Raw genomic sequence first — 12,436 nt, forward strand, 5'->3', positions numbered from 1 at the left:
GTTTGGGATGCAAAGATAACGAAAAAAGTAAAAGTGACCAAATTTGAAGTTCACCACAGATTACACAGATTAAATCAACTATCACGATGAACCATTCATATCACATTGATAGATTTAATCTGTGTCATCTGTGGTGAGAAAATTAATTTCTCTCTTTCGCCACGATGAGATGCAGCCGCCGGTAAACGTATGAGAAAGCGGGAACCAGGAAAAGGCAGGCGAAAAGCCATGCCATCGGGTCGCCGAAACACACGCCTAAGAAACCGAACATCGGGACTATGATGAGGCTCACCAAGACACGGGCAACCATTTCGGACACTCCAGAGAACATTGCCAATTTGGTATAGCCAGCCCCTTGGATGCTATAGCGAAGCACACTCAGCAATCCAAGCAAGGGAAAGAAAGAGACATTGATGTGAACAAAAAGAGCGGTATCTTTAATAATTTCCGTCTCGCTGGGATCGATAAACAAAAGAGCAATCTTGTCTGCCCATCCCCAAATGATGACATTCACCGCTACGATATAAACCATCATCATGACTACCGCCGACTTGATGCCTTGCCAGATGCGGTCGGGTTTCCCGGCACCGTAATTCTGTCCGCTATACGTAGCCATCGCCATGCCCAAGCTGTCGAGGGCGCACAGGAAAACCATCTTGATGCGCATAGCAGCCGTAAATGCAGCTACACATGCCGTACCCAATGCGTTGTTGGCACTTTGAAGCATGATGCTGCCAATGGCGGTAATGGAGAACTGAAGCCCCATCGGTACGCCAATGGACAAGAGCTGCTTCGCCAGTTCCGGACGGTAACGCCGGTCGGATGCCGTAGTGCGGAGTATCTCAAACTTGCGGTTCATATATATGTAGCACAATACGGCAGAGATGCCTTGCGAAACAACCGTGGCGATGGACGCCCCGGCTACTCCCCATCCCAATACCAAAATGCAGAACAAGTCGAGGAATATATTGAGCACTGTAGAAAGAAGCAAGAACCAGAACGGGGTCTTGCTATCCCCTAATGCCCGGATAATGCTTGACAGAAGATTGTAGAAAAACGTACAGGGTATGCCTATGAACGTGATGAGCAAATACTGGTACGCTCCTTCGAAAATGTTTTCAGGCGTCTGCATGCTTTGCAGGATGAAGGCACAAAGCAAGCTTGTAATGACGGTTATCACGACCGACATGACTCCTGCTATCTTCAGGCTGACCGAAACATAACGGCGCATCGTGACATAATCGCGCGCACCGAACTTCTGTGCTACGGGAATAGCAAAGCCTCCGCAACATCCGTTACAGAATCCCAATATCAGAAACACGACGGAAGTGCTCGCCCCTACTGCCGCCAAGGCGTTAATGCCCAAAAACTTGCCGACAATAGCCGCATCCACCAATGAATAGGTCTGCTGTAATAAGTTTCCTAATAAAAGGGGCAAGGTGAAATTGAATATCAACGGTAAGGAAGCCCCCGAAGTCATCTCTTTTGATTGTGCCATATTACTCCAACTAAAATCGGGCGCAAAATTAGCGGAAAGCGGATTACCGTGTTCTTTTAGAAGGAGAATAATCGGGCTTCCCCTTGAAAATCTTGCGCTAAATCAAGTCTTAGGGACTAAGGACATGCACGTTGTCTTTGTGTATGTTAAAAGACACAAAGCGTTACAATTGTTACAAATGACAAATACAAAAATCGGATTTTAACAAGGAGGTTCCAAAGAGAAAGTTAGAAGCTGTTTTGAATTTCTCCAAAAAGTTTTTCTTGGGTTGATGTATCCGTTTTCGTGTGTGCTTTGGGCGATTTTTTGGTCCTTTTCGCTCCTGTTCTTTGTCAGATAGCCCGCTATCTTCCTCATCACAGAAGCGAAAATGCCTCAAAAACTCATCCCAAATCATCGCACGATAAATTCAAAACAGCTTCTATATATAATATAATTTATTAATAGCACTATTCTCCTTTTCGGCTTTTACTAATTGTCAATTGTCATTTGTAACAATTGTAACGCTTTGGTATCCGATGCCCCTATGAGGATGTGCCGCCTCAAGCGGATCTTCACTTATGTGAGTTTCCCTTCGGATATATATGCGTGTGCCGAAGCAGATAGTTGCGTGTGCCGATGCAGGCATCTGAAGCTTATCATGTCGCTTTGAACAAAGAAAAAGTCGCATTTCGCAGGGTAGATGTCGCTTGAACAGAAATAGATGTCGCTTGCTGTTAACCGTTTTTCGAAACCATTCCATAATTTTGCCTATAAGAATAGGAAAAGGAAAAAATTGCAATTTCAGAGACATTTTTGCACGATAAAAGCAAATAGTGTTTCCATTGAATGAACAGTTTTCAATAGGTATTTGATTCATAATTCCGGGTTTCGGTTTATGCCTTAGGCCGGAATTATTTTGTAGAAACTTAAATTTGAAATCCATGAATATGCAACATCAAAAAGTAACAATGGCCGAAAAGATTGGCTATAGTCTGGGAGATTGCTCCGCCAATCTCGTCTTTCAGATGATGATGATTTACCAGACGAAGTTCTATACCGATATTTTCGGTTTGGAAGGGGCCGTAGCCGGTACGGTCATGCTGGTAGCACGAATTGTCGACGCTTTTGTCGACCCCACGGTAGGAGTGTTGTCCGACCGGACACAAACCCGTTTCGGCAAATACCGCCCATGGGTATTGTGGACAGCCCTGCCGTTTATGGTATTTTATGTATTGGCATTCTACAATCCTGGCATCGAAGACAAAGCTCTGGTAGCCCTTTACGCCACGATTTCCTATACTTTATTAATGGTGATGTATTCTTTCAACAACACCCCTTACTCCTCGTTAGGCGGAGTTATGACAGGCGATGCCAAAGAGCGGGTCAGCATTACGTCCGTCCGCTTCATAGCAGCTACTTTGGCGCAGTTCGTGGTGCAGGGGCTGACATTGCCGTTGGTTAGTAAATTTTCAGAAGGAAGTGACAAAGCGCACGGATGGCTTTATACGATTACGCTGTTTGCCTGCATAGGCTTTCTGTTTCTGCTCATTACCTTCTTTACCTCCCGTGAGCGGATTTCACCGCCCGCCGGACAGAAGATAGACGTGAAGAACGATATCCGTCACGTATTGGGCAGCATTCCCTGGCGTTCCATGTTCATTCTGACCTTGTTCCTTTTCACCACATTGGCCATGTGGGGGAGTGCCATGAATTACTATTTTGAGAATTATGTGGACAATCAAGCCCTGTATGCCTTTCTGGAGAAATTGGGATTGGTAATCCATGAACCGTCAGGAGGTATCGGATATACCTTGTTGAATGCCTTCGGATTAATCGTAAACAGCCCCGACAAAGCTTATGAAGTGGGATTCGGTGTATTTAACATGGTGGGAGCCATCGTGCAATTCATCGGAGTGGCTGTACTGGCCGGATACTTGGCCAACCAGTTCGGCAAGAAAAGAGTGTTTGTGGTCTGCCTGTCCTTAACAGCCCTATTTACAGCCCTGTTTTATTTCCCCGGAACATGCGATGTCGAGTCTATGTTTGTACTGAACATTCTGAAAAGTCTGGCTTATGCTCCTACCGTTCCCTTGCTTTGGGCCATGATGGCCGATGTGGCAGATCATTTCGAATACATATACTACCGACGCGCCACAGGCTTTGTTTTTGCCGGAGTGGTTTTCGCCCTGAAAGCCGGATTAGGTATGGGAGGAGCCGTATTGGGATTCCTCTTGTCAGGCTTCGGCTATGTCTCGGGAGTCTCGGCGGTACAGAGCAGTCAGGCGGTACATGGTATTGTGCTTTCAGCCAGCCTCATCCCTGCCTGTCTTTTCCTGGTAGGCGTAATAGCGTTAACCTTCTACCCGATAACCAAGCAGTATAACGAACGGATGCAGGCAGAACTGGATGCAAGAAGAAAATCCTAATGCCGCTTCCTGCAAATTTACCGAGTTTCAATTAAAAAAATCGTATCTATGAACAGCAAATGTATTTTACTTTTTCTATCCATGATCCTTTGTCTCGCTTGCAAACCGGAAAAGGAAAGCACGGAGTCGTTGAAACATGCGGTGGCCGATGAGTTTCTGATGGGTGTGGCGCTCAATGTCCGCCAATCATCGGGCATGGATGCACGTGCAACCGCTCTTGTAAAACAGCATTTTAATTCCATTGTAGCGGAGAACTGCATGAAATGTGAAGAACTTCAACCGGAAGAAGGAAAATTCCGCTTTGAACAGGCCGATGAGTTTGTCCGCTGGGGGCAAGAGAATGGCATGACAATCATCGGGCATTGCCTGATATGGCACTCGCAACTTCCAGCTTGGTTTTGCGTGGATAGCGAAGGAAAGAATGTATCGCCCGAAGTGCTAAAACAACGGATGAAATCGCATATACAGACCGTTGTGTCACGTTACCGGGGACAAGTTTTCGGTTGGGATGTAGTGAACGAAGCCTTGATGGAAGATGGCACATACCGCCCCAGCAAATTCTACGAGATTTTGGGAGAAGAATTCATCCCGCTTGCCTTTCAGTATGCTCACGAAGCCGATCCCGATGCCGAACTCTACTACAATGACTACAACATGCACACCGAAGGTAAACGAAAAGCAGTAAGCCGGTTGGTCCGCACGTTGAAAGAACGGGGTTTGCGCATAGATGCCGTGGGTATGCAAGGACACATGGGAATGGATTATCCCACCCTGAAAGATATGGAAGCCAGCATGCAGGCATTTGCCGATGAGGGAGTAAAGGTCATGATAACCGAATGGGACATGAGTGCCCTGCCTACGGTGGCACAAACAGCCAATCTGGCAGATACCGTTACCTTCAACCGGACACTCGACCCTTATCCTGAAGGATTACCCGATTCCGTAGCCTGTATGTGGAACGAACGGATGAAACAGTTCTTCGACTTGTTCCGCCGTCGTTCGGACATTGTTTCGCGTGTCTGTGTATGGGGCGTGACCGATGGCGATTCATGGAAAAACGATTTCCCGGTGAAAGGACGGCGTGACTACCCTCTGCTGTTCGACCGCAACTATCAGCCCAAGCCTTTTGTCCAACAACTGATTACAACCGACTCAACTCAATAAAACAGAAAATTATTTATCTTAATTAGCTTATGAAAAAATACATTCTGACCGTATGTTGCCTGCTGGGTGTACTGGCAGGTATACAGGCACAAGACAAACTTTATCCAAACACTTTCGGACTAAACCGGGTAAAGCTGTTGGAAGGGCCTTTCAAACAGGCTTGCGACTTGAACGTAAAGACACTCAAACAATACGACACCGACCGTCTGCTGGCTCCCTATCTCAAAGAAGCCGGACTGCCTTCTAAAGCCGAAGGTTTTTCGAACTGGGAAGGATTGGACGGCCATGTGGGAGGCCATTACCTGTCGGCCCTTGCCATTCATTATGCCGCTACAGGCGATGCCGAATGCCGCCAACGGATGGACTACATGGTAAGCGAACTGAAGCGTTGCCAAGAAGCACACGGCAACGGATACATCGGAGGAGTACCCGACGGAGAACGGCTTTGGAAAGAAATACAGCAAGGCAATGTCGGCTTGATATGGAAATACTGGGTACCCTGGTATAACTTGCACAAGACATACGCCGGGTTACGCGATGCTTGGGCTTACGGAGGCAATGAAGAGGCCCGGCAAATGTTTCTCGACTTATGTGATTGGGGATTGACCGTCATTGCTCCCCTCAGTGACGAACAGATGGAACAAATGCTGGAAAATGAATTCGGCGGTATGGATGAAGTATATGCAGACGCCTACGAAATGACGGGTGATGTGAAATACCTGGATGCAGCCAAACGTTTTTCCCACCACTGGTTATTAGACAGCATGGCGGCAGGCATCGACAATCTGGATAACAAACATGCCAACACGCAGGTTCCCAAAGTAGTAGGGTACCAACGTATTGCAGAACTAAGCGCCCGCTCCGGACACACCGAGGATGCGGCTCTTTATAGAAAGGCGTCCGAATTCTTTTGGCAGACCGTGGTCGAGACCCGTTCGCTGGCATTAGGAGGGAACAGCCGCCGTGAGCATTTCGCCCCGGCTGAAGATTGCCTGAGTTATGTGTACGACCGGGAAGGTCCTGAGTCATGCAACACCAACAACATGCTCAAACTGACCGAAGGGTTATTTCGTCTGAACCCTGAAGCCCGTTATGCCGATTATTACGAACGGGCTGTGCTGAATCATATACTCTCTACCCAACATCCCGAACATGGGGGATATGTCTATTTTACACCGGCACGTCCTGCACACTATCGCGTATATTCAGCCCCCAACAGTGCCATGTGGTGTTGCGTAGGTACCGGTATGGAGAACCACGGGAAGTACGGTGAGCTTATTTATACCCATACGGAAAACGAACTCTACGTGAATCTTTTCATCGCTTCGGAACTGGATTGGGCAGAACGGGGCGTCCGGATTATTCAGGAAACGAAATTCCCAGATGAAGAAAGTGTCCGTCTGACCATTCGTACGGAAAAGCCGATGAAGTTCAAGTTACTGATTCGTCATCCCCATTGGTGTCGGACCGGAGCCATGCAAGCCGTATTGAACGGACAGGACTATGCGGCCGCTTCGGTTTCTTCCTCATACATAGAAATAGAACGCATCTGGAAAGACGGTGACAAGGTTCAGTTGGAACTGCCTATGTCTGTATCTGTAGAAGAACTGCCCAATGTGCCCCAATATATCGCTATCTTGCGTGGTCCGGTATTATTAGGTGCACGAATGGGTACCGAAGGATTGGATGGCTTGGTGGCTGGAGACGACCGTTGGGGACATATCGCCCACGGTCCGTTAGTATCCCTGTTCAACACCCCGGTCCTGGTAGGCAAGCGGGACGAAATCATCGCCAAATTGGAACAGATGCAACCCGTATCCGGCAAACCTCTCTGCTATACGGTACCCGGATTGTTCGAAGAGAAATATGCTTCTTTGGTATTGGAACCTTTTTTCCGTCTGCACGATTGCCGTTATATGATGTACTGGCTTTCCATGACTCCCGAGGAATATGCCGATTACCGTCAGACCGTGGAAGAAACCGAACAACGCAAACTTCTGCTCGACCGACGCACAGTGGATGCAGTAGCTCCCGGCGAGCAACAACCCGAAGCCGACCACTTGATGAAACAGGAAAATTCCTCTACCGGATATTTTGAGAACGAAGCATGGCGCGATGCCCGCGACGGAGGTTATTTTGAATACACACTGAATACGGACGGTTTGAAAGAGCTAACCCTTCTGGTACGCTACTGGGGAAATGAAACAACTGATCCAGCTCGGGCTTTCGACATTCTGGTAGATGGCGAAGTGCTGGTCGAAGAGAATATTTCCGGCCGGTGGAACCGTCAAGAGCACGTAGACGTGGAATACCCGCTTCCGGCAACGATGACAGACGGCAAAGAAACCATTACCGTCACTTTCCGTAGCCGTACCGGTACAGTGGCAGGTGGCATATTTAATGTCCGGATACTTAAAAAATGAATTTATTAATCATCAACATTTTCATTATGAAAAAAGAAGCAAGATATTTAGTTCCTTGGGATTATATGGCAGATCCTGCCGTACATGTATTTAACGGACGTGTTTATATTTATCCTTCCCACGATAGGGAAAGCGGCATTCCGGAGAATGATAACGGCGACCATTTCGACATGAACGATTACCATGTATTCTCCACGGACGATGTGATGCATGGCGAAGTTGTCGACCACGGTGTGGTATTGCGGGTGGCCGACATTCCGTGGGCAGGACGTCAGCTATGGGATTGCGACGTGGTATGCAAAGGAGACAAATACTATATGTACTTTCCGTTGAAAGACCGGAATGACATCTTCCGTATCGGCGTGGCGGTATCCGATCGCCCCGAAGGACCTTTTATTCCTCAGCCCGATCCCATGCGGGGAAGCTATAGCATCGACCCTGCCGTATTGGATGACGGTGACGGATGCTTTTATATGTATTTCGGTGGTTTATGGGGAGGGCAGCTCCAACGCTATCGGGACAATAAGGCTTTGGAAAGTGCCATTCTGCCCGAAGGAAACGAACCGGCATTGACAGCACGTGTAGCCCGACTTTCCGAGGACATGTTACAGTTTGCCGAAGCCCCCCGTCCGGTAGTCATTCTGGATGCAGAAGGCCAGCCGCTACGGGCTGGCGATACCGAACGTCGTTTCTTCGAGGCTTCATGGGTACATAAGTACAAGGGCAAATACTATTTTTCGTATTCTACCGGTGATACCCATCTGTTGTGTTACGCCATTGGCGACAATCCCTATGGTCCCTTCACCTATCAGGGAGTCATCTTGCCTCCTGTAGTGGGCTGGACCACGCATCATGCCATTGTATCCTACCATGGCAAGTGGTATCTATTCCATCACGACTGTGTCCCCTCCGGAGGAAAGACATGGCTTCGCAGCCTGAAAGTCTGTGAATTGGAATATGACGAGGAGGGACGAATCATCACGTGTCAATAACAATAAATTATGAATAGGATGAAACAAATAACGGTTTTCTTATGGATGCTTTTGGCATCTTCTTTTCTCTTGTATGCGCAAACAAATAGCGGAGAAAATCGTATAAACTTGACTACGGTGGACGGGCAGACCGAATGTCAAATCATTTTCTATGCCCCCGACATTGTACGGATATTGAAATATCCGGCATCAATCACAAACCGTCCGGAGAAACAGAGTCTTTCCGTGACACTCCAGCCGGAGGCTACTGAGGTGTTGCGTCACGAAGGAAACAATCTGCTGACCTTGAAAAGTTCGGCTCTTACTTTAACGATAAACAAACGGGACGGTAGCATAGCTTTCACTAATGTACGGGGTAAACGTCTGTTGCGTGAGACATCTTCCCAATTTACCTGCCGGCAAGAAGGAGCAGACCAAGGCAGCTATATAGTACGTCAAGGATTCCGTCTCGATAAGGAAGAGCCTATTTATGGGCTGGGCATCCTGCAAAACGGTAAAATGTCGCAACGGGGTGAAGACCGTGTACTGGTACAAGGCAATGTGGAAGATGCGGTTCCTTTCTTCCAGTCGGTCAAAGGATATGGCCTCTTTTGGGATAACTATTCGCCGACCCGTTTTGCCGACAAACCAGAGGAAACCTTCTTCGAATCCGAAGTGGGTGACTGTATAGACTACTATTTCATGGTAGGCGAACAGGCAGATGATGTCGTTGCAGCCATGCGCCGGCTGACGGGAAGCGTACCGATGCTTCCTCTATGGACATACGGTTTTTGGCAAAGCCGCGAACGATACCGCTCACAAGAAGAACTGTTGGAAGTAGTGCGTCGTCATCGCGAACTGGGTGTACCTTTGGACGGTATTATCCAAGACTGGCAGTATTGGGGCAACAACTACTTATGGAACGCCATGGAATTCATGAATTCTGAATTCAATGAGCCCCAACAGATGGTAGATGAGGTACACCGGCAACATGCCCACCTGATTATCTCCATCTGGTCTTCTTTCGGACCGCAGACCAAACCTTATCGTGACTTGGCAGAAAAAGGATTGCTTTTCAACTTTTCTACCTGGCCGCAAAGCGGCATCAGCGAGCAATGGCCGCCCCGCATGGACTATCCTTCGGGAGTCCGTGTCTATGATGCTTACAGCCCAGTGGCACGCGACATCTACTGGAAGCACCTGACCCGCTTGTACGACTTCGGTCTGGATGGCTGGTGGATGGATTCTACGGAACCCGACCATCTTGACTTCAAACCCGAGGATATGGAAACACCTACTGCGCTCGGTTCTTTCCGCCGGGTGCGTAATGCCTACCCTCTAATGAGTGTAAACGGTGTGTACGACCATCAACGTGCAGTTTCGTCGGATAAGCGTGTATTCATCCTGACCCGTTCGGCTTTTGCCGGCCAGCAACGTACCGGTGCCAATACATGGTCGGGCGATGTGAATTCTTCTTGGGAAACACTTCGTTGCCAGATTCCGGCCGGACTGAACTTCACGCTGACAGGTAACCCCAATTTCAATACCGACATCGGTGGATTTTTCTCCGGAGGTTACAATCGGACTTATGCCGACGGTAGTGCAACCCGCAATCCGCTTTTCCAGGAACTGTATGTACGTTGGATGCAATTCGGGCTGTTCAATCCCATGATGCGTTCGCACGGTACGGATATGAAACGGGAGATTTACTACTTCGGACAATCGGGTGAGCCCGTTTATGATGCCATTGAGCAAGCCATCCGCATGCGCTATTCCCTGTTGCCCTACATTTACTCCACTTCCTGGCAAGTGACTTCCCGGCATTCCAGCTTTATGCGCGCGTTAGTAATGGACTTTCCGGAAGACCGCAAGGGATGGAACTGCAACGACCAATTCCTCTTCGGTTCTTCGCTACTGGTTGCTCCGGTATTGGAAGCACAGTATACACCGGAGAAAATCATCAGCACGGACGAAATGGAAGGTTGGAACCAAAGTTCTTCAGCCCAAGCCTCCGAAACAGATCCGTTCAATCTTCATGTCGATTTTACAGCACCCCGCCGTTCGGAAGTATATCTTCCTGCCGGCACGCAATGGTATGACTTTTGGACGAATGCCCGTTTCAAAGGAGGACAAACCATTGAAAAAGAAACCACTTTGGCTACTATTCCCCTGTATGTACGTGCAGGCAGTATCCTGCCTTTGGGACCCGACGTGCAATATGCTACGGAAAAGCCTTGGGATGACCTCGAAATACGTGTCTACCCCGGTGCTGATGGCGAGTTCACACTCTACGAGGATGAATTTGACAATTACAATTACGAAAAGGGAGCATATACCACCATTCCTTTCCGTTGGGACGACCGTACTCGTACGTTGACCATAGGCGAACGGAAGGGAAATTATCCGGGCATGCTGCAACAACGCCGTTTCCGCGTCGCTCTTGTACAGGCCGGACAAGCAGTTATGGATATGCGCGAAGTTGCTTATGAAGGAGGAGAAGTAACCCTGAAGTGGTAAAAGTTTTCCGCACCATGACTTTCAACATTCGAATACTCACCATTTAATAACAAGTAGAAAGATGAAAAAAATATGCAGCCTGTTTGCCGCAACACTTTTCTCTGTGGCATTAGCGGCACAGAACCCCATCATTCAAACCCTGTATACCCCAGATCCGGCACCTTATGTACATGGTGACACCGTCTATCTTTTTGTCGACCACGACGAAGACGATGCGCTTTATTTCAAAATGAAAGACTGGCTGCTCTACAGTACCACCGACATGGTGAACTGGACCTACCGGGGCACTCCTCTCTCTACCGAAACGTTTCAATGGGCCAGACAGGGTGACAATGCCTGGGCGGCACAAGCTGTGGAGCGAAACGGAAAATGGTATTGGTATGTATGCGCCGAAGATACCACCATGCATTTGCACGGCCTTGGCGTGGCGGTAGCCGACCGGCCCGAAGGACCTTATAAAGATGCGCTGGGTAAGCCACTTGTACCCGGCGCCTGGGGTTTTATTGACCCGTCTGTATTCATTGACGATGACGGACAATCCTATCTCTTTTGGGGGAACAACGGGTTGTGGTATGCCAAATTGAACGATGACATGATTTCCTTGGGTAGCGAAATCATGCCGGTAAAAGGACTGGAAGACCCGGAAGCGTTCGGTCCGCTCGTGATGAAGATGGATTACCAACTCGGTAAGGAGAAACTGAAAACAGGTTACGAAGAAGGTCCTTGGGTGACTAAACGCAATGGGCTTTACTATCTGGTTTATGCAGCCGGAGGAGTTCCCGAACATCTGGCATATTCCACTTCACGTAGTATCAACGGTCCATGGAAATATGAGGGACGCATCATGGACGAAGCGGAAAACAGCTTTACCATTCACGCCGGAAGTATTGAGTTCAAAGGACGTAATTTCATGTTCTACCACAACGGAACGGCAGTCAACGGCGGAGGTTTCCGACGCTCTACGGCCATTGAGGAGTTCAGCTATACGGCCGATGGCAAAATCCCCTTCATTCCCTTTACCCGGGAAGGAGTCCGTACCCCGGTGAGCCACTTAAATCCTTATGAACGGGTAGAGGCAGAAACCATGGCTGACAGTTACGGACTGAAAACCGACCGTCGCACAGGAGGTAATCATCACTATGTAACTTCCATTCACAACGGCGACTGGATGCGGTTACGCTCCGTAGACTTCGGCAAGGAGGGAGCCAAGCGCTTATTGGCTTCCGTCATGAAAGTGCAGGATACCGGAGCAACGATAGAATTCCATGCAGCCGGTCAAATATTAGCTGTGGTACCGGTATGCCGGGCTGGAGAATTAACCGTTGAAATTCAACAACAACTGACCGGTGTGCACGATCTGTTTATCTTGTTCCGGGGAGGGGACGGTGAATTGTTCGATTTCGACTGGTGGCAAGTGGAATGATTCCGATGCGCATAAATCAGAAACATCAACAA

8 protein-coding genes are annotated in these 12,436 nt (G+C 48.5%); 6 read left to right on the top strand and 2 right to left on the bottom strand.

What is annotated here, in order from left to right; all coding sequences use genetic code 11:
* Window positions 1-142 precede the first annotated feature (142 nt).
* Together BACSA_RS14065 and BACSA_RS20275 are read right to left on the bottom strand one after the other, a co-directional pair.
* Window positions 143-1,498, bottom strand: a complete 1,356-nt coding sequence (locus tag BACSA_RS14065; protein ID WP_013618703.1) for an MATE family efflux transporter — start codon at window positions 1,496-1,498, stop codon at window positions 143-145.
* A gap of 172 nt (window positions 1,499-1,670) precedes the next feature.
* Window positions 1,671-1,895 carry a hypothetical protein gene (locus BACSA_RS20275; RefSeq protein WP_169311459.1) on the bottom strand — a complete coding sequence of 75 codons (225 nt, stop codon included), beginning with the start codon at window positions 1,893-1,895 and terminating at the stop codon, window positions 1,671-1,673.
* A gap of 526 nt (window positions 1,896-2,421) precedes the next feature.
* Between BACSA_RS20275 and BACSA_RS14075 the strand changes: the two genes are divergently transcribed.
* The 6 genes from BACSA_RS14075 (at window position 2,422) to BACSA_RS14100 (ending at window position 12,404) form a co-directional block, all read left to right on the top strand.
* Window positions 2,422-3,906: an MFS transporter gene (locus tag BACSA_RS14075; protein ID WP_013618704.1), complete on the top strand. Its 1,485-nt coding sequence runs from the start codon at window positions 2,422-2,424 to the stop codon at window positions 3,904-3,906.
* A gap of 48 nt (window positions 3,907-3,954) precedes the next feature.
* Window positions 3,955-5,070 carry an endo-1,4-beta-xylanase gene (locus tag BACSA_RS14080; RefSeq protein WP_013618705.1) on the top strand — a complete coding sequence of 372 codons (1,116 nt, stop codon included), beginning with the start codon at window positions 3,955-3,957 and terminating at the stop codon, window positions 5,068-5,070.
* 29 nt (window positions 5,071-5,099) lie between these two features.
* Complete coding sequence (locus tag BACSA_RS14085; protein WP_013618706.1) at window positions 5,100-7,493, top strand: glycoside hydrolase family 127 protein; 2,394 nt, start codon at window positions 5,100-5,102, stop codon at window positions 7,491-7,493.
* Window positions 7,494-7,519: 26 nt separating this feature from the next.
* Window positions 7,520-8,485: a glycoside hydrolase family 43 protein gene (locus tag BACSA_RS14090; protein ID WP_041584428.1), complete on the top strand. Its 966-nt coding sequence runs from the start codon at window positions 7,520-7,522 to the stop codon at window positions 8,483-8,485.
* An 18-nt stretch (window positions 8,486-8,503) separates the two neighbouring features.
* Window positions 8,504-10,981, top strand: a complete 2,478-nt coding sequence (locus tag BACSA_RS14095; RefSeq protein ID WP_013618708.1) for a glycoside hydrolase family 31 protein — start codon at window positions 8,504-8,506, stop codon at window positions 10,979-10,981.
* A 61-nt stretch (window positions 10,982-11,042) separates the two neighbouring features.
* Entirely contained in the window at window positions 11,043-12,404 is a 1,362-nt protein-coding gene (locus BACSA_RS14100; RefSeq protein WP_013618709.1) for a glycoside hydrolase family 43 protein, read from the top strand.
* The last annotated feature ends 32 nt before the right edge of the window (window positions 12,405-12,436 follow it).

Source organism: Phocaeicola salanitronis DSM 18170 (assembly GCF_000190575.1).
GTDB classification, from domain to species: Bacteria; Bacteroidota; Bacteroidia; order Bacteroidales; family Bacteroidaceae; genus Phocaeicola; species Phocaeicola salanitronis.